Raw genomic sequence first — 19,544 nt, 5'->3', positions numbered from 1 at the left:
TTTTCTTTACTCAATCAGGTTGAGATCTTTAATACAAAATAACAACATAGAAACAGATTTTCCTACACGCTTTTGCTATCGAGACTACAATTTGATGACTTCACTTCGCATCGGTGCTAAGCGTGCCAAAACTTGATTTTGTACAGAGTGAGCAATCCCAACCTCATTCATTGCGTTGATCAAGAGATCAACCACCCGATTAAAGTCAGACTCACTAATAGCCATGCCAGTGTGGATCTGCACCATGCTATCACCTTCATAATCACAAGGGCCATCTAAGGTATCGCATAGGTGAGTGATAAACCCTTCACGAAAGTGCCTAACATTGGACTCTCTAAAATACGGTAAAATAACGTCATCATTGCCAATCTGTTTAATAAACGCATCTACTAGCTTTTCTGCGCCAACGCTTCCACCTATTTGCTCATACAGGGAGGTTTGTGGGGTTGAAGCACTACACGCCACGAGGAAAAGCAAGATTGCCGTTAGTGGAAGCCATTTCATTTAAAAGTACCCCGTAACAGATAGATACCAACCCGTTTGAGAAGGTTGCCCTGCGATTTTTCCAAGGTCTAGCCATGCCGCCGTAACACTCACTGACTTATTCGGGATCCAAGCGACAAATACATCTTTCCAATCTGATTCACCAAGCCCAAGGTTGTTGGATTTTTGGCGGTACTCTGCACCGACAGCCCAATGCCTAGATAAAAACACTGCACTGCTGGCTTCTAGTTGCCAAGGCGCACTATCGTTAGCTCCACCATAACCTAATATGCCAAGTTGATTAGCCCGAGAATGTCTCAGCGTAATATTCCAGAACCAGTTATAACCGCTTACAGCGCCCAAATGCAGTTTGCTTGCAGCTAAGTAATAATCCGTTCCTGAGTCATCTTCAGCGCCGAGCAAATTGGCAACCGTAGCATCATCCAAGGACTTATGCTGAATACCAAAGCTCAATTGTGGATATTTACTGTAGACAATATCGCCATATAGCCGCACCTTGGCACCGACAATATCTTGCTCAATATCAAGATTAAGCGCATCCACATCGAAGTTTTGCCGAGCGAAACTTAACTCTACGCGATCGAATAAGTTGGCTTGAACGCCACACACATCGAGCTGGTAGTCTTTCAGACTAGCTCGGCTGCAAAACCCGCTGGCCGACCATTCATCTTCCGAAGCATATCCAGCAAGCTGCGCCCACGGCACAATGCCACCACCGGCACTACCTTCGACCTGTGATACCCCAGGAGTCGCTAGTAACTTTCCTGTTGCGGCGTAAGTTGGCCCGCATAGTAATAAGCACAGGGCAAAAACATTAGCCCACTTCATTATATCTCCCCAGCCACAGGTCAAAGTCAGCGGCTTTCAGCGGCTTACTTAGATAGTAACCTTGTGCATAATCACACTGCATTGACTCAAGTAGCTCAAGCGATGCCTTGTCTTCAACGCCTTCCGCAACCACGCTAAAACCAAGTTGGTGACCAAGCGTGATGGTGGAGCGCACAATAAATTGGTCTTTTTCCGATTGGGCGAGCTTTAAAATAAATACCTTGTCGAGTTTCAGCTCATCAATAGGTAACATTTTTAATCGACCAAGGGAGGTTTGACCCACGCCATAATCATCAAGTGAGACCTGTACGCCAAGCTGTTTGAGCGCTTGGAGAACCGCAATGCCTTTTTCCTCATTCTCAATCATGTCTCGCTCAGTAAGCTCTATGGTGATCAACTCAGGTTTGACGTTATATGTGTCTAGTAGCGTCTTAAGATGAGACAAGAAGTTTTTATCTGCAATGTCTTGTGCCGATACATTAATAGCCGCCTTGATACGTTCACCTTGACGTACCCAGTTAGCAACTTGAGACACCACGGTTTTTACTACCCACTGAGTTAACTCAACAATCAAACCTGATTGCTCGGCAAGATCGATAAATAGTTCGGGCGACACCCATTCACCATTTTTACGTTGCCAACGAATAAGAGACTCAACCTTGTCAATACGATTGGTTTTCATATTTAGCTTTGGTTGGTAGGTCATAAAAAGCTGACCATCGTCGTTGGCGATAGCGTGTTTTAGTTCATCAATAATTTGCAGGCGCTCTAGATGGGCTTCATCTTCACCTGATTGATAGTAGTAAACATCATGGCCATCGTGCGCCGCAGTATCAACTGCGATCAAAGCCCGGCGAACGACATCCTCAGGAGTATGCGCTTGTTTGGGGTAATGCACCACGCCGATACTAAAGTGGAGCGAAATATCTAACCCCTGCACAGTATAAGGTTTACTCAAGCCTTGATTTAGCATTTCAGCACATTCAACAATACCGAGCACAGCACTTTGCGGATCGGCGCACGCACTCGCGGGGTGTGCAACTAAAAACTCATCGCCGCCAAGCCTAACATTCAATCCGCCTTCAGCAGTATTAATCTCCGCTATCCGGTTCGCTACGGCTTTAATACAATCATCTCCTACCCGAGGGCCGAGTTTGTCGTTGATATGGCGTAACCCCTTTATGTCTATGGCAATAAAATAATATTCAGCGCCGCCACTGAGCATGTAATGCAACTTATCCAAAGCCGCATTACGATTAAAAAACCCTGTTAAATGGTCATGACTAGCTTGAAAACGGATCTGCTCCTCACGCTCTTGAATGTCTTCACCCATATCATTAAAAGCATCAACAAGCTGGCAAATTTCTTGGGTCGGTCGAGCCTCTTCGAGTTTGGCGGAGTAATCTCCTCTTGCAAAGCATTTTGCCAACTCAGTAAGCTTACTAAGCGGTGCGGTAAGGTTTTTGGCAACAATACCACTGGTAATAAAACCAATAAGAATCGTACCGAGAGAGAGTAAAATAATGGTCAACACCATTTTATCGAATTCTTGATACTGAGTAGTTAAATCCGCGCTAAGTACCAAACTCACTGGGTTACTATCAAGAGAAGGTAAGTTCACCTCTGCACTTTCGTATACCGCATACTGACTAAACCAACGCGTTGTTTTTTGCGCCGCTAGGAAAGTAAATAAATCGCTACCAAGCGCAAGTGCAGGCAACGAGCTTGCTTTCAGGTTGTCAGCAACCCCAACAAAGCTTGTTTCCATTCCTGTAAGGTCTTTAAGCTCCGCAGCGACAGCTGTGCCTACTTCAAAGCCAATAATTGAGTATGCAATAGTTCTGGGCGCCCGAACAGGCAAAATAATCACTTGATACAACTGCTCACTAAGCACCACAAAAGCTGAGTGCTCAGTATGGCTTTGCAAAGCTTGCATCCAAGTTCTGGTGTCGCTAGGAAAGTCTAACCCTTCCCTATTAGCGGAGATCAGGTCACCTTTCACATCTAACAGCAGCATTAAGTCGGCATCAATACGGCGAGAGTGATTAAGCAAAACACTGCTGATAGTCTGTGCATCCCTCGTCGCCACCGCTTGTTTAAAGCCAAAATCAGAGGTGAGTACGGTGGCTGCAGTGACTAATAACTGCTCTCGCGATTTTAAATATTGCTGATAAACATTTTGCGCCACTTGAATTTTTCTTTGTACTTGCGCTTCATTGAATTTACTTGTGGACCACCAAAAACTTGCCAAGCTCATCCCTGCTGTTACTAAGATAAGCAAAATACAAAGACTGATTATTTTATTTTTAAAGCTATTATTCATTCATGTTGTCCAAAGCGCTCGCCAAAGGTATTACGCAGCGCTGGATAAGTTGTTTTTATAGTTACGGACATTGGCGCCATTGTGTTCACTATTTGAACGGTTTGCCGACTGTCTATGTCATTATCTTGATAAGGATGCCACACCGTTACTTGTTTTGTAGAGTTCGGCAAAGTCACCAATCCATTCGCATCAGATATCAATACGCGCTTGTCATCTGCAATATAAATATAGCCCACCATAGAGTCGTGAATGTTACAACCTAATACCACTACACCAGCGTTTTCAAACTTAAGCGGTTGATTTGGCGTGCCAGCGTATAGCTTTAGCTCAAAAGGTTTTACCGCAGAAAACGAATAAACGTGATGACGGATATCATCGCTATTGGGAAAATTAACCAATTGTCCTTTTTGGATGGTGAGGATGAAAGGAACAAATTGTTTATTGATTTGATCCATAACAGCCACATCGTTTGCTATAGCCTCGACAGGCTCGTTTATCAACTCAACAACTGCGTGCTGCAAGGGCTTGCCTTTGCCATCAAGCACAGTTAATTGCCCTGCATTTGCAAAGTTTAAATCTAAAAGAAATAAAAAACAAAAACTTAGTGGGAGCAGAACAGACGTTCGCATATCTGGCTCTATTTTTTGCAACAATTAGGTTAAGTAAAAGAGACCTTGCAATGAAAAGCAAGTGAATTGAGGAAATTGCCCTAATAAACGTGTTTATCAGAGCAATTGAAAAGGAATTAATCTATTAAACCGTACTGCTTATCAAGAATATCAATAACTTCTTGGCGAGGATCTGCAGGGATCGTTAGCTCACGACCAACGATTTTACTTGCGATCCCAACGTAAGTTTCGCTCACTGACATCATTACAGCTTCTGGCAATAGATAGTCGCGAGCAAGTGCTTCACGCTCAGGCATACGATCTTTATTCAGCAGTACATCGCTATCTGGTACGTTATTTATCAATAGCTGGCGGAAACCTTCTTTTGAGTTTTCAACGATCTTACCATCGCGATAAGCTGGGCCATCCCAAATACGTGACGAGTCAGGCGTACCCACTTCATCAATGTAAATTAGGCGCTCTTGGCCGTCTTTATCTTCAACGTAACCAAACTCAAATTTAGTATCTACAAAGATCTGATCAAGCTTCTCAAGCTCTTTACTGATCAGGGCAAAGCCCTCGGTTAGCAACTGCTCGTATTTATCCACATCTGCCGCAGATTTAAAGTTGAACGCCGCAAGATTATCTTCGATGTTTTTACGAGAGATGTTTACGTCATCCACTTCTGGTACGTCTGCTAAACCTTTGATGATCCCTTTGGTTGATGGTGTGATTAAGACATTATCTAGTTTTTGATTGGCCTCTAAACCTTCTGGTAATTGCAAGCCACAAAACTCCCTTACGCCCTTTGCGTAATCGCGCCACATACTGCCGGTAATATATTGACGCGCAATCGCTTCAACTCTTACCGTACTGGCTTTACGCACAATCCAAACATAAGGATGTGGAATATCAACAATGTGATTACCTGCAAGGCCAGCTTTATCAAAAAGTGAAAACCAATGTGAAGCAACGCTGTTAAGCGCAATGCCCTTACCCGGTACACCGTTAAGACCATTTTCACCTTGCCAAATACAATCAAATGCTGAAATACGGTCTGAAATGACCATAATTGCCAGCTCTGTACCAACCGGGACTTGATAGCCTTTTTCTTCAATTAAACGTGCACTGTCGGCGTCGGTTAACCAATAAACTGAACGTACTTTACCACTGTGAACCGCACCTTTAGTGCGAATTGGAAGATCGTCATTAACGTCTAAAACTTTGTAGCTACTCATTGTTACTCCAATGACAGGATGCGCCTTGCTAAAGGGCACAAAATAATGAGGGGGTTAGGGTCGCTATAATAGTCGAGCTGAACAAAAATCACAATTTAACTTACACGCTTGTTGTTGAGCTTAACTTGGTTTTGCTTTAGTCATTCTTGTTATACCATCACAATATTATTTACCAGCGTTGAGGCGTTATGCTTACGATATCTCAATTACAGTTTACATGGCCTAAGTCGAGCACTGCGGTGCTAACCATACCTAAGCTACATATCGCCCGAGGTGAACACGTGTTTTTACATGGTCCAAGCGGCAGCGGTAAATCGACTTTGCTTGGATTGATTGCCGGCACCTTGGATTGCCAGCAGGGAGTAATTGAAATTGCAGGTACAAACGCGAGCGCACTGAGCCGTGGCCAACGAGATAAGTTTAGAGCCGACCATATAGGTACTATTTTTCAGAACTTTAATTTGTTGCCCTATTTGTCGCCTATTGAAAACGTTACCCTTGGCTGCGAATTTTCCAAAAAGCGCAGGCAAAACATCTCCTCGCAGAATAAGTCGCTTGAGCAGGAAGCTAAACTTCTGCTTTCTGATCTTGGTATAGACGAGCACACTCAGCAGCGCAGTGTCGCGGAGTTAAGTATTGGCCAACAGCAGCGCGTAGCCGCCGCTCGCGCATTTATTGGCAGGCCCGAAATCATTATTGCCGATGAGCCAACCTCAGCCCTCGATGCCGACAGCCGTGATGGATTTATTAAATTACTCTTTAGCCAAGCCGCAGTTTACAGTGCATCTATTCTCTTTGTCAGTCACGACAAAAGCTTAGCGCCGTTATTTGATAGGCAAATAAGCTTACCTGATTTACAACAAGGAGCACCGCTATGCTAATCAAACTTGCGTGGAAAAGTACGCTAAACCGAAAAGCCAGCGTTGCCCTAACTCTAGTGACAATTGCAATTAGTGTCATGTTACTGCTGTCGGTTGAGCGTGTACGCCAAGACGCAAAATCTAGCTTTGCGAACACTATTTCTGGCACTGACTTAATTGTCGGTGCACGTACTGGTGATATTCAGCTTTTGCTTTCAAGCGTATTTAGAATTGGTCACGCCAATAATGCCATACAATGGCAAAGTTACGAGTATATCAAGGCGCAGCGCGGTGTTGCTTGGAGCATTCCCATTAGTTTAGGCGATAGTCACAAAGGCTTTGCTGTGCTGGGCACTGATACAAGTTACTTCAGTCATTATCAATACGCTAAAAAACAACACCTCACCTTTGCCGCTGGTCGACCATTTCACAATAGCCAAGAAGTGGTGCTTGGGGCTATGGTCGCAAAAAAGCTGGGTTATCAACTGGGACAAAAAATCGTCATTTCTCATGGCATGGGCAATACCAGTTTCCATCATCATGATGACAATCCGCTGGTTATTTCTGGCATTTTGGCAGCTACAGGAACGCCTGTAGATAAAACGCTACATGTGCCGTTAAGTGCCATTGAGAGCATGCATAGCTCAGGCCACAGCAAGCCATCTCGAATAGTTGCACGAAAACAAGATGCAACGCACCATGAGCATGAGCATGAGCATGAGCATGAGCATGAGCATGAGCATGAGCATGAGCATGAGCATGAGCATGAGCATGAGCATGACAGTAAAAACAATAATGCTCTAGTTCACAACCTCGACTCCAAACCCGGTGATTTAATTGGCTCGACAAAGCAAATCACTGCATTTTTACTTGGCTTTGATTCACCGCTCTATACCCTCCAAGTGCGCAGAAATATTAATCAGTATAAAGGCGAGCCTTTGCTGGCAATTATGCCAGGGGTGACATTAAGAGAATTATGGGAAATGCTAGATATTGTCGAAAAAATCTTGCTTCTCATTACCCTTGCAGTGGTGTTGATAAGCTTGCTCGGCATGTTAACCTCATTGCTCGCCACGTTGAACCAAAGGCGTCGAGAACTTGCTATCCTGCGCTCCGTTGGTGCGCGGCCTTGGCATATCTTTACGCTCCTCATCAGCGAAGCAATTTTTATCACCGTGTTAGGATGTATTTTCGGTGTTGCGCTTTTTTATGCCTTGCTCATTGCTGCCCAATCCGGCCTACAAAGTCAATTTGGCGTAGTCCTAAATATCTCGGCGCTCTCAACCTATGAACTCATGCTACTAAGCGTTATTATAGGTGCAGGTACTTTGATAGGCGCAATTCCTGCCGCCCGTGCTTATTTTTACTCGCTTGCCGACGGCATGCAAATTAAAACCTAAGAGGATCAAGATGCAGTTAACCGCACGAACTCACGTTTTTTACTTCATTGCATTCATCGCTGCGATGATATTCAGTGGTATCGCAAGCGCGGCACCTCCTAAGGAGATATTTTGGGAAGATCTAATTCCAAAAGGGCATGTCCAGATTAGCAATCAAGATGCGGCAAGCCATGATGGCGCCGAACAAAATTGGGTGCAGCCTGACTTAGATGCCCCAGTCGTCAAAGAACTAGACGGTCAACTGGTGAGTTTACCCGGCTTTGTCGTGCCACTTGAAGGTGACAGCGAAGTCATCACCGAATTCCTGTTGGTTCCCTACTTTGGTGCTTGTATTCACGTGCCGCCGCCACCACCGAACCAAATTGTTCATGTCAAAATCAAAGGCGGTGTTCCGATTGAGAGCCTGTATGATGCAATCACTGTCAGTGGTACGATTAAGGTTTCTACTTGGAAAGGCGACATCGCGCAAACAGGTTATATGATGGAAGCCAAAGGCGTCGCGCCATTTGAGTTGTAGTACTATTTTGTCTTGCTTATATCTATTGTCTTAATTAAGTGCTCTATTTTGAGGCGAGAAAATCTTGCCAATAACACTGCTATCGCCAAGGTACCCACATCGATGTAGGCGAGGCAAAAATTTCTTATTTAGTTGCTCTAAATAAGAAATTTTAACGCTGTCAGCGTCAGGTTTATTCTTTCAAATTGAGCAAGAATTTAGGCTAATTAGAATTATTTTTGCTGCACAAATAATTTGCCCCCGCACAAGTGCGGGGGCAAATGAGTATACAGCTTACTGAAGCACAGCGCTTAGTTCGTTGAAGGCAGCTCCATAATACCGTCAATCTCAATTTGTGCACCTTTTGGTAGTTCTTTTACACCAATAGCAGCACGAGCTGGGTATGGCTTTCTAAAATACTGAGCCATTATCTCATTTACCGTTGCGAAGTTGCCCAAATCAGTTAGGAAGATATTAACCTTAACCATATCTTGTAACTCGCCACCAGCCTCTTCACATACTGCGATAAGGTTTTTGAATACTTGGTGCGTTTGCTCTGCAAAATCTTCAGAAATAAATTCCATCGTCTCTGGTACCAATGGAATTTGGCCAGATAAGTAAACCGCAGTACCAACTTTTACCGCTTGGTTGTAAGTGCCAATTGCCGCTGGCGCTTTATCTGTTGAAATAATTGCTTTGTTCATTAATGTTCCTTTATTTTTTACGATACACGCGTTGCACGTCTGGCATTACTCGAATTCGGCGCATAATATCAGCGACATGAATTCGGTTTTTCACGGTAACACCTAAATCAATCACGTATAAATTACTTTCTTTTTCGTCCGTTGCGATTTCGACAATGTTAGCTTGAGTTGTCGCAACAACATTGGTTAATTTAGCCAGCGCCCCTTGGTGGTTAATAATTTCCACACGCAGCGCTGCTATGTATTCTTTCTCTGGGTTGTCTTCCCACTTCACGACGAAATACTTCGAACGCTCGTTGCGCCAACCTTTGATATTTTTACATTCTTGGCGGTGAACCATTAGGCCTTTACCTTGGCTCATATATGCTGTGATAGCGTCACCCGGCACAGGACGACAGCATTTAGCATAGGTTACTAACATGCCCTCTGTTCCGATTATCGCGGCTTTAGCACGTTTAGCAATATCTTCTACCGCATTATCATCTTGCAGTAAACGTTTCGCTATCAACACACTCATGATATTGCCACAGCCAATCTCAACCAACAGCTCCAACAAGGTATTGAGGTTATGTTCTTCAAGTACATTGTCGATTTGCTCTTGGGCAATATCATCTAGCTTATACTCACCCAGTGCCGAATCGAGCAAACGACGGCCCAGTTGGATCGCTTCTTCTTCTTGTTGGCTCTTGAGGTAATTGCGGATCCCAAGACGTGCCTTACCCGTTACCACAAAGTTCAGCCAAGTCGCGTTAGGGTGTGCACCTGAGCTGGTAATAACCTCGATAGTTTGGCCGGTATCCAGCGCTTTACTCAATGGATAAGGCTTGCGGTTTACACGAGCACCTACACAGGTATTACCCACATCGGTATGCACGGCATAGGCAAAATCTACCGCCGTTGCGCCCATCGGTAACTCGACAATGCGGCCATCTGGCGTAAAGACGTAAATTTCTTCTGGGAATAATTCGGTTTTAACGTTTTCCACAAATTCAAAAGACGAGCCTGCGCTTTGCTGCAGTTCAAGCAAGCTTTGCATCCACTGACGCGCACGCTGCTGCGCGGTATGGCCTGCATTATCTCCAGACTTTTTATACATCCAGTGCGCTGCTACCCCTTTATCCGCCATATGATCCATATCATGAGTGCGAATCTGGATTTCTACCGGAATACCGTGCGGACCTACCAACGACGTATGAAGGGACTGGTAACCATTGGTTTTCGGTACGGCAATATAGTCTTTAAAGCGAGTTTCAATTGGCTTATATAAATTATGCGCAACGCCTAGCACACGGTAACAAGTATCCAGGTTGTCGACATTGATCCTAAAAGCATAAATGTCCATTACCTCGTTAAACATCAACTCTTTATTCAGCATCTTGCGGTAAATGCTATATAAGTGCTTTTCACGGCCTTTTACAGAGCCTTGAATACCCGCTTCTTCCAGTCTAGATTCAATTTCAGACTGAATATTACTGATCACTTCTTTACGATTACCACGAGCTTTGGCGACTTCTGAACGTAATGCACGATAGCGCATCGGGTATAACGCCTGAAATCCGAGATCCTCTAACTCATTTTTAATATCATGAATACCAAGGCGGTTTGCAATTGGCGCATAGATCTCTAGTGTTTCGCGGGCAATTCGACGACGCTTGTCAGGACGCAAAGCGCCTAGCGTTCGCATATTGTGCGTTCTGTCTGCAAGTTTAATAAGAATGACACGAATATCCTGCGTCATCGCCATGATCATCTTACGATAGTTTTCGGCTTGGAACTCTTTTTTATCTTTGAAGCTCAGTTTATCGAGCTTTGACACCCCTTCCACCAGCTCAGCGACCGTATCGCCAAAGATCTCCGCTAAGTCGTTTTGGCTAAAGTCTGTGTCTTCAATAACATCGTGCATAAGCGCAGCCATGAGTGTTTCATGGTCAAGCTTCATGCTCGCAAGGATCTGGGTTACTTCTACTGGGTGAGTAATATAGGGCTCACCGCTAGAGCGCGTCTGTCCCTCGTGTGCCTCACGGGCCACGACATAGGCTTTTTGCACCAAATCGACGTCTTCTGGTGACAAATATTCTGAGATTTTCTTTTTGAGGCCTTCAAACAGATACATTCACACTCCAATGTTTCAGAGAAGCTATACTCGATGAGTATAAAACGGGTTACAAGCTAGTTACTTAAGAATATACGATGAAACACCAGCAATGCCAATGAACAATTTATGCTACTTGTTAGGAAGTTAAAGGCGTTACGCGTTGTGTAATTTGCTGGTGATTTATATCAATTTGCTTAATTTCGATTGCTATAAAACAATAATGCCAGCAAAAAAGCTGGCATTATTGAATCTAGACAGTAGTTGGATTAGCGATTGCCACCAACGATTGCAGCTACTGCAGCAAGCTCTGCTGCTTCTTGGTGTTGCTGCTCTTCACGGTCGATAATATCAAGCGAGTCAGTGGTTACAAAACCTTGCTCAATTTCACGTAGCGCGATTACGGTTGGCTTGTCGTTTTCAGCATCAACCATAGGATCTTTACCGCCTACAGAAATTTGGCGAGCGCGACGCGCTGCTACTAAAATCAAGTCAAAGCGGTTACCAATTTTATCTACTGCATCTTCTACAGTTACGCGAGCCATCGAAGCACTCCAAATTCAGTTCATTATGCAAAAGGCTAGTTTACTGTATGTCTAGCCTTTCGCCAAGTATTGATGGTTAAAAAGTAATTATTTTAGCAAGTCGGCGATAAGTGCTTGATGACGGATAGACTGTGCTTGTTGCTCAAGTCTTGCGGCAATCACAATATGCTCAAGTTCACCACGTGTTTGCTCAAAGTCATCATTGACTAGAATATAGTCAAACTCGTTATAGTGTGAGCTTTCTGATTTCGCTTCAGCCATGCGACCTGCAATTACTTCTTGAGAGTCTTGACCACGACCATTTAGGCGTTTTTCTAGCTCCGCAGTTGAAGGAGGTAAGATAAAGATGGTCTTTACTTCAGGCATCAACTCACGCACCTGACGCGCGCCCTGCCAATCGATATCTAAAAACACATCAATACCAGCGGCAAGTTGATCTTCTATCGCTTGTTTTGAAGTGCCGTAATAATTTTCGAATACTTGCGCCCACTCGAAAAAGTCACCTTTGTCGATCAATTGCTTAAACTCATCGACAGAAACAAAGTGATAATGCACACCATTTTCTTCACCCGGACGAGGGGCTCGTGTGGTATGAGACACCGACACTTTAATGTCGTCGTGCTTTTCCAGTAGCGCTTTAATTAAACTTGATTTACCCGCACCAGAAGGTGCAGAAAGGATAAACAGATTACCGCGTGTAGCTGATGTCATAGTCGTTCTCAACAATAAATACCGGCCGAGTAATATTGGTTTACTCAAGTCTGCCGCAGTGCTAAAAGCGGGCATTATACCGAGTAAAGTAATAAGAATACACTAGGGATCAAAACAAGGAAAAGTCGAGGAATAAATTCAGCGTTGTGAGTAACCCAGAAACCTATCACTGTGCTAAATTTATTCCTCTAAAACGGAGTGTTATTTCGCCGCGTGAAGCGGCTCCTACCAGAATATTAACCCAGTTGGAGCGAGCTCACCTGGCGATCTTTTAACTGCTCGCCGCATAAAGCACCTCCTACCAGAGTATTCACCCGTAGGAGCGAGTTCATCTCGCGATCTTTTAACAGCTCGCCGCGTGAAGCGGCTCCTACCAAAATATTAACCCAGTTGGAGCGAGTTCACCTGGCGAACTCTTAACCGCTCGCCGCATAAAGCATCTCCTGCCAAAATATTAACCCAGTTGGAGCAAGCTCATCTCGCGATCTCTTAACAGCTCGCCGCGTGAAGCGGCTCCTACCAAAATATTAACCCAATTGGAGCGAGCTCATCTCACGATCTCTTAACAGCTCGCCGCGTGAAGCGGCTCCTACCAGAATATTCACCCCGTAGGAGCGAGTTCATCTCGCGATCTTTTCACTGCTCGCCGTGTGAAGCGGCTCCTACCAAAATATCAACCCAGTTCGAGCGAGCTCATCTCGCGATCTTTTAACCGCTCGCCGCATAAAGCATCTCCTACCAGAGTATTCACCCGTAGGAGCGAGTTCATCTCGCGATCTTTTCACTGTTCGCCGCGTGAATCGGCTCCTACCAGAATATTCCCCCCGTAGGAGCGAGTTCACCTGGCGATCTTTTAACTGCTCGCCGCATAAAGCATCTCCTACCAGAGCATTCACCCGTAGGAGCGAGCTCACCTCGCGATCTGTTTAAAGCAAATCAGCTACGCTGCTGCGCACTTCTTCAGGCCATACCCCAACTTGTACCTGACCAATGTGCTGCTTTTGCAACAGCAACATCACTAAACGTGATTGGCCAATACCACCTCCTATGGTTTGTGGTAATTCGCCCGCTACTAATTGTTGGTGCCAATCTAAACTCAAGCGTGCTTCGTCATCGGTTAATTTAAGCTGTCTTGCAAGTGAGTCTGGGCAAACACGAATACCCATTGATGAGATTTCAAAAGCGTCTTCTAGCACAGGGTTCCAAACTAAAATATCACCGTTAAGCCCTTGATATTTATCGCACGTTGGCGTTGACCAGTCGTCATAATCCGGCGCGCGAACGTCATGGATCTTACCGTCACCAAGCTCCCCACCAATACCAATTAAAAATACCGCGCCATATTCTTGAGCAATCGCTTTTTCACGTTGCTTGGCTGTGAAATCTGGATACATAGTGCGTAATTCTTCGCTGTGCACAAACGTAATTTTCTCAGGGAGGAATGCCGCAATGCCAAACTCATCCTCAACCACTTTTTCCGTTGCTTTAATTGAGTGATAAAGGGTTTCAACTGTTTCTTTTAATTTTGCCAGCGAACGCTCAGTGTTTTCGCAAATCACCTTTTCCCAGTCCCACTGATCCACATAGACAGAATGGATTGGCGATAGCTTATCTTCGTCAGGGCGTAGCGCTTTCATGTGCGTATAGAGGCCTTCTCCTTTAGCAAAGCCATAATCGCCTAGTGTTTTACGCTTCCACTTAGCAAGTGAATGCACTACCTCAAACTGCGCATCCGGTAGCGTTTTCACTTTTACTTGTACCGCCTGCTCGTGGCCACTTAGGTTGTCTTGAATACCGTCGCCCAAACGCGCCAAAATAGGTGCTTGTACTTCAACTAAACCCAATTGCTCGGTTAGCTGTGCTGAAAATACTTGTTTTACTCGTGCTATCTGTTTTTGTGTCTCTTGATACTTGCTCAACATGGTTAGGTCCTCATTCCCGAATTTGTCGTTTTGTTGAGTTTATATTTAAAGAAATAGACACAAACATCAATAACCCTCAACAAAAACACCTTTACATAATTATTTTCATCAAAAATATGCTATAAATTTTATATAAACGATAATTGTTAATGGATATTTACATGGAAAATTATGAGATCGACAATCTGGATAGATCCATCCTTCACGCTTTAAAAGAAAATGCACGAACGCCCTACGCGGAATTAGCAAAAAGATTTGCTGTTAGCGCCGGTACCATCCATGTTCGGGTCGAAAAAATGAAGCAAGCGGGGATCATTGAGGGAACTCAAGTGAGCATTAATGCCAAACGACTTGGTTATGATGTCTGCTGCTTTATCGGAATAAACCTAAAACACGCCGGCGACTACCCAGGAGCCATTGCACGTTTAAAAGAATTTGAAGAAGTTGTCGAGGCCTACTACACCACGGGCAATTACAGCATTTTTATCAAAGTGATGGCGCGCTCCATCGACCACCTTCAAGATGTGCTTATTAATAAAGTGCAAACCATTGAGTCTATCCAGTCAACCGAAACACTAATCTCACTGCAAAACCCAATTCAGCGCACCGTTATGCCCTAGCTTCTTTTTTGTTATAATCGCGGGAATTTTTTGATTAGAGTAGTAAGTAGATGGCTGAGAATAGATTCCATCGTGTAAAAAGCGTATTAGATAGACGCCAAACCGACCTCACTGTGTGCCTAGATGAAGTACATAAGCACCATAATCTGTCAGCGATAGTACGTACCGCAGACGCGGTTGGCTGTCACCACGTACACGCAGTATGGCCACAAGATCAAAGACGGTTAACAAACAATACCTCAGGCGGAAGCAAAAATTGGGTTGAAACCCATATGCATGAGGATATCGACCAAGCTGTTGCGACAATTCGTGAACAAAACCCAGGTGTACAATTATTAGCAACCAACCTTAGCGATAGCGCCGTTGATTTTCGTGAAATTGATTACACCAAACCTACCGCAATTATTGTCGGGCAAGAGCGTTTAGGGATCTCAGAGCGCGCACTTGAGCATGCGGATCAGCACATCGTGATCCCAATGCAAGGTATGGTGCAATCACTCAATGTGTCTGTTGCTGCAGCGCTTATTTTATACGAAGCGCAGCGCCAAAGAGATGCAGCCGGACTGTACAAACGTACAGATATGATGGATCCTGTGGTAAAACATAAGTTACTATTTGAAGGATGTCATCCAATCATTGCAACCCGCTGTCGCGAAAAAGGGCTACCTTACCCGGCACTTGATGAGCATGGTGAAATTGTTGCAGACGACGCTTTTTGGGACATTCTTAAGTTTACGCAGAAGTAATAAATAACGCGGATCGCGCTAGAGGATTAGCATGTCGACACCAAATTTGGCCACTTATCCAATCACCGAATTAAAAGGCGTAGGCCCAAAAGCAGCCGAGCGTTTGGCCAAACTTGGCATTCAATCAGTGCAAGACATGTTATTTCACCTTCCGCTGCGCTATGAAGATCGTGCGCGCACCTATCCTATCTGTGAGCTGCAAGCGCATAGCCATGTCAGCATTGAAGCCGAAATTGAACGCAGCGAAATCACGCAAGGCAAACGCCGCATGTTGGTGTGTTATGTTAATGATGGGACGGGGCGGATCGCGCTGCGCTTTTTCAACTTTAATGCGGCACAAAAAAATGCCATGCAAGCGGGCAAAGTGATCCGCTGTTTTGGTGAGGTTCGCCGTGGTCACTATGGCTTTGAAATGGCACACCCAGAATACAGCATCAAAGAGACGCGCTCTGCACCGACCGATCCGAGTCTTGCGACGCTTACCCCAGTTTATCCTACCACCGAAGGATTAAAGCAACTGAGCATTCGGGCAATTGCCGATCAAGCCGTTGAGTTACTGCGAAAATATGATGTACCAGACTATTTACCAGCTCAGTATCGGCCATCACAGCAAAGCTTAAAAGAAGCGCTGTTGTTACTGCACCGTCCACCACAGGAAGTGGATTTAGCGCAATTAGAGCTCGGGCAACACCCCGCGCAAGCACGCTTAGCGTTTGAAGAGTTATTGGCGCAAAACCTCAGCTTGCTTAAGCTCAGGCAAAAAGGCCAAGCGGTAAAAGCGGTTGCACTAGCGCCCACCAATCCACTTGAAGCCCAGTTTTTGTCGGCCTTGCCATTTGCCCCCACCAATGCCCAAAGCCGAGTAGTGGCAGAGATCAAAGGCGATTTACAACACCCCTACCCTATGATGCGGTTGGTGCAAGGGGATGTCGGCTCAGGAAAAACCCTTGTGGCAGCACTCAGCGCGTTAACGGCTATCGCACAGGGTTACCAAGTAGCACTGATGGCACCCACAGAGATCCTTTCCGAGCAACACGGCATCAACTTCCTTAATTGGTTTGAACCTATGGGTATAGAAACCGTATGGCTGGGTGGTAAAACCAAAGGCAAGGAACGCACTCATGCGCTGGAGCGAATTGCTTCAGGGCAAGCACAGATGGTGGTCGGCACCCATGCGTTATTCCAAGAGCAAGTACAGTTTTCTAATCTTGCGCTTATCATCATTGACGAGCAACATCGTTTTGGTGTGCATCAGCGCTTAGCGCTGAGAGAAAAGGGAAAGTTTGGCGATTGCTATCCACATCAGCTGGTGATGACTGCCACCCCAATCCCAAGAACTTTGGCGATGACCGCCTACGCCGACCTTGAAACCTCAATTATTGATGAGCTACCACCGGGCAGAACACCAATCACAACCGTCGCCGTGCCAGACACCAGACGCAATGAAGTGATCAAAAAAGTACAAAAGGCCTGTGTTGACGACAAACGTCAAGTGTACTGGGTATGCACCCTGATAGATGAATCGGAGGCGTTACAATGCCAAGCCGCAGAAGACACCGCCAAAGCACTTGCCGAAGCCTTGCCAGAGCTTAATATCGCGCTGGTGCATGGCCGTATGAAAGCCCAAGAAAAGCAGGCCATTATGGACGAATTTAAACAGGGTCATACTCATGTGCTGGTTGCCACTACCGTAATTGAAGTAGGTGTGGATGTACCCAACGCTAGCCTTATTATCATTGAAAACCCTGAACGCTTGGGTCTGGCACAACTGCATCAGTTGCGCGGCCGTGTTGGTCGCGGACAAATCGCATCACATTGTTTACTGCTTTACCATGCGCCACTTTCGGTCACTGCGCAAAAGCGTTTAGGGGTGCTTAGAGAAAGTAACGACGGATTTGTCATCGCTGAGCGCGACCTTGAGATCCGCGGTCCGGGTGAAGTGCTAGGCACAAAACAAACTGGATTGGCAGAGCTAAAAATTGCCGATCTTAGCCGTGATAAACATTTATTACCGCAAGTGAGAAGCCTGGCTTTTACCGTGCTTAAAAACCACAGCGATATTATTGACCCTATCATCTGGCGCTGGATGGGCGATAAGAGTGAGCTGGCCATGGCGTAAGCTTTAAGCTTTAGATGGTATAAAGATCGCGAGGTAAACTCGCTCCTACACGGGTAATTTGCTCCCATAGGCGAACACTATGGTAGGAGCCACTTTATGTGGCGAGCAGTGAAAAGATCGCGAGCTAAACTCGCTCCCACAAGCCCACAACTCTCTCATACAAAATAACCCATCGCGCTACGCTTGCTTCTTTTATCAAAGCTTGGCTACCATCTCTCTACATCAACTAAAAAAACTCAAAAATGAATCACTTACTACATGCTGCATGCACCTCATTTGCTGCTTGCGTAGCGTCAATCGCCTCTGCAAAAGCAATTTACCCAGATGTACCAGAGCAGATTAATCCATCTGCCAAATACGTTTTTTACTCTCATGGCTATATCGTTGAAGGTGATAATGAAACGCCTATTCATAAGCGCTGGGGTAAATATGACTTTCCAGCCATCAAACAAGCTTTAAGTGATGATGCCTATACGCTAATTGCTGAGCACCGACCTAAAGGCGTCGCACCAGAAACATACACAAAAACCCTAGTTAGCAAGGTCCGCAAATTACTGGACGTGGGCGTCAGCGCCAGCAACATTACGCTCGTGGGGTTTTCTCGCGGTGGTGCATTAACGATAATGGCAAGTGATGCATTAAAAAATGATGCTATTCACTACGTGATACTTGCGGGCTGCGCTGGGCTTATCAAAAGTAAAACCGAAATTCAGCTCTACGGCAAGGTGTTGTCCGTTTACGAAACCTCAGATCAAGTAGGTTCTTGCGATTTTGTGAAAGCACGCTCAGCAAACCTCAAAAGCTTTACGGAGCTTTCGATTTCAACCGGTAAGGAGCACGGCGCTTTCTATGTCCCAAGAGAGGAGTGGTTGAAGCCCGTTAAAAGCTGGATTTTAAACCACTAAATCATTAGCACGTCGCTATACCAATAACGCGCCGTGCTGAACCTTCCTTCAGAATCTACCTACACTCCAAATTCCTTTTTTGAAAACAAAACTCTGTTTACTTATTGCACTTTTGAAAATGCTCTCTATAATTGAACCTTATTCGAATGATATTCGAATAAGGTTCAACCTCTAAGGAGAAACGATGGCACCGGCACCTAAATATGATAAAGAAACCCAGCAACGCATGATTTTAAACGCTGCAGAACAATGCATTAATGAGTCTTCAGTCACTGACTTTACAATGGCAAAGGTCTCTTTGCTTGCAGGATTGTCTATGGGCTCAATCTATAAATTTGTGCAGACTAAAGAAGATCTAGTAATGGCGCTGGCCTATGAATCTTTTACCCATACATCCAGTGTTTTTAAGCAAGTGTTGTCCTTACCACTTAGCACGCCAGAACGCATGCTCGCAGTGTGTCTTATCTCGCCACAAAAGCTTAAACGCTTCTCTTTTGATTATGAATTACAGTCCTACTCCACCAATGAGGCGGTTATCAAAAGAGCTTCTGAGTTTTGGACCAATAAAATTATCGATTCATGTGACGGTTGTGAAAGCGTGTTTAAACAAGCACTCATTGATGGTATTGAAGCGGGTGAGTTACAAGCTACACCAGATCTACACGACATGGTAGAAGAAATCATCATCACCGGTTGGGCGCTTACCGTAGGATATGAGCAAGTAATGCGCTTACAACAAACTAAGCAAATTGTAGAGGGCACAGCGTCGCTACTCGCACCACTTGAACTAAACGATCCAGTTATTCGCAGTACCGTGCGATTGCTTAACAGTTATCCATGGCAACAGCCTATCACACAAGACTCACTGGTACGCATAGAGAAAGAATTGCAAACGCTCAAACTTCGTTAACTTAAGGAAACTT

General features: G+C 45.0%; 18 protein-coding genes. 8 read left to right on the top strand and 10 right to left on the bottom strand.

Annotation, left to right across the window (positions count from 1 at the left end; all coding sequences use genetic code 11):
• Positions 1–84: 84 nt before the first annotated feature.
• From DRB05_RS14880 to DRB05_RS14860, 5 genes are all read right to left on the bottom strand, one after another.
• Entirely contained in the window at positions 85–504 is a 420-nt protein-coding gene (locus DRB05_RS14880) for a group 1 truncated hemoglobin (RefSeq protein ID WP_128727641.1), read from the bottom strand.
• Positions 505–1,332, bottom strand: coding sequence for a DUF3034 family protein (locus DRB05_RS14875; RefSeq protein WP_128727640.1), 828 nt, complete (start codon positions 1,330–1,332; stop codon positions 505–507).
• Complete coding sequence (locus DRB05_RS14870; RefSeq protein ID WP_128727639.1) at positions 1,319–3,655, bottom strand: EAL domain-containing protein; 2,337 nt, start codon at positions 3,653–3,655, stop codon at positions 1,319–1,321. Before DRB05_RS14870 ends, DRB05_RS14875 begins: the two co-directional genes overlap by 14 nt.
• A complete protein-coding gene (locus DRB05_RS14865) occupies positions 3,652–4,284 on the bottom strand; it encodes a methylamine utilization protein (protein WP_128727638.1) in 633 nt (210 codons plus the stop codon). Before DRB05_RS14865 ends, DRB05_RS14870 begins: the two co-directional genes overlap by 4 nt.
• Positions 4,285–4,400: 116 nt before the next feature.
• Positions 4,401–5,501 carry a phosphoribosylaminoimidazolesuccinocarboxamide synthase gene (locus DRB05_RS14860; RefSeq protein WP_017218410.1) on the bottom strand — a complete coding sequence of 367 codons (1,101 nt, stop codon included), beginning with the start codon at positions 5,499–5,501 and terminating at the stop codon, positions 4,401–4,403.
• A 188-nt stretch (positions 5,502–5,689) separates the two neighbouring features.
• Between DRB05_RS14860 and DRB05_RS14855 the strand changes: the two genes are divergently transcribed.
• The 3 genes from DRB05_RS14855 to DRB05_RS14845 are packed head-to-tail and all read left to right on the top strand — an operon-like array spanning position 5,690 to position 8,278.
• Positions 5,690–6,382 carry an ABC transporter ATP-binding protein gene (locus tag DRB05_RS14855; RefSeq protein ID WP_128727637.1) on the top strand — a complete coding sequence of 231 codons (693 nt, stop codon included), beginning with the start codon at positions 5,690–5,692 and terminating at the stop codon, positions 6,380–6,382.
• Entirely contained in the window at positions 6,376–7,761 is a 1,386-nt protein-coding gene (locus DRB05_RS14850; RefSeq protein ID WP_128727636.1) for an ABC transporter permease, read from the top strand. The genes DRB05_RS14855 and DRB05_RS14850 overlap by 7 nt, the downstream gene beginning before the upstream one ends.
• 10 nt (positions 7,762–7,771) lie before the next feature.
• The gene (locus tag DRB05_RS14845; RefSeq protein ID WP_128727635.1) at positions 7,772–8,278 is read left to right on the top strand and encodes a DUF3299 domain-containing protein; all 507 of its coding nucleotides are present in this window, start codon (positions 7,772–7,774) and stop codon (positions 8,276–8,278) included.
• Positions 8,279–8,568: 290 nt separating this feature from the next.
• Here DRB05_RS14845 and DRB05_RS14840 read toward each other — a convergent pair whose 3' ends face one another.
• From DRB05_RS14840 to asnA, 5 genes are all read right to left on the bottom strand, one after another.
• A complete protein-coding gene (locus tag DRB05_RS14840; protein WP_128727634.1) occupies positions 8,569–8,961 on the bottom strand; it encodes a RidA family protein in 393 nt (130 codons plus the stop codon).
• A 10-nt stretch (positions 8,962–8,971) separates the two neighbouring features.
• Positions 8,972–11,074 (bottom strand): bifunctional GTP diphosphokinase/guanosine-3',5'-bis pyrophosphate 3'-pyrophosphohydrolase, encoded by a 2,103-nt coding sequence (gene spoT, locus DRB05_RS14835; RefSeq protein ID WP_128727633.1) that lies wholly within the window; start codon positions 11,072–11,074, stop codon positions 8,972–8,974.
• A 248-nt stretch (positions 11,075–11,322) separates the two neighbouring features.
• The gene (rpoZ, locus tag DRB05_RS14830) at positions 11,323–11,598 is read right to left on the bottom strand and encodes a DNA-directed RNA polymerase subunit omega (protein ID WP_010374289.1); all 276 of its coding nucleotides are present in this window, start codon (positions 11,596–11,598) and stop codon (positions 11,323–11,325) included.
• A gap of 87 nt (positions 11,599–11,685) precedes the next feature.
• Complete coding sequence (gene gmk, locus DRB05_RS14825; RefSeq protein ID WP_128727632.1) at positions 11,686–12,309, bottom strand: guanylate kinase; 624 nt, start codon at positions 12,307–12,309, stop codon at positions 11,686–11,688.
• Positions 12,310–13,235: 926 nt separating this feature from the next.
• Positions 13,236–14,231, bottom strand: coding sequence for an aspartate--ammonia ligase (gene asnA / locus DRB05_RS14820; protein ID WP_128727631.1), 996 nt, complete (start codon positions 14,229–14,231; stop codon positions 13,236–13,238).
• 161 nt (positions 14,232–14,392) lie between these two features.
• On the opposite strand from asnA, the gene asnC reads away from it, so the two are divergent.
• From asnC to DRB05_RS14795, 5 genes are all read left to right on the top strand, one after another.
• Positions 14,393–14,851, top strand: a complete 459-nt coding sequence (gene asnC / locus DRB05_RS14815) for a transcriptional regulator AsnC (protein WP_010374296.1) — start codon at positions 14,393–14,395, stop codon at positions 14,849–14,851.
• Positions 14,852–14,901: 50 nt separating this feature from the next.
• Positions 14,902–15,597, top strand: a complete 696-nt coding sequence (trmH, locus tag DRB05_RS14810; protein ID WP_128727630.1) for a tRNA (guanosine(18)-2'-O)-methyltransferase TrmH — start codon at positions 14,902–14,904, stop codon at positions 15,595–15,597.
• Between the two features lie 31 nt (positions 15,598–15,628).
• On the top strand, positions 15,629–17,716 hold the full coding sequence (gene recG / locus DRB05_RS14805; protein WP_128727629.1) for an ATP-dependent DNA helicase RecG: 2,088 nt from the start codon (positions 15,629–15,631) through the stop codon (positions 17,714–17,716).
• Positions 17,717–17,958: 242 nt separating this feature from the next.
• Positions 17,959–18,621 carry an alpha/beta hydrolase gene (locus DRB05_RS14800; protein ID WP_128727628.1) on the top strand — a complete coding sequence of 221 codons (663 nt, stop codon included), beginning with the start codon at positions 17,959–17,961 and terminating at the stop codon, positions 18,619–18,621.
• Positions 18,622–18,805: 184 nt separating this feature from the next.
• Positions 18,806–19,531 carry a TetR/AcrR family transcriptional regulator gene (locus DRB05_RS14795; RefSeq protein WP_128727627.1) on the top strand — a complete coding sequence of 242 codons (726 nt, stop codon included), beginning with the start codon at positions 18,806–18,808 and terminating at the stop codon, positions 19,529–19,531.
• Positions 19,532–19,544 lie beyond the last annotated feature (13 nt).

Source organism: Pseudoalteromonas sp. A757, from assembly GCF_004103285.1.
GTDB classification, from domain to species: domain Bacteria; phylum Pseudomonadota; class Gammaproteobacteria; order Enterobacterales; family Alteromonadaceae; genus Pseudoalteromonas; species Pseudoalteromonas galatheae.
Note: the sequence above shows the minus strand (reverse complement) of the source record. Positions and strands in the feature narration are given on the sequence as shown.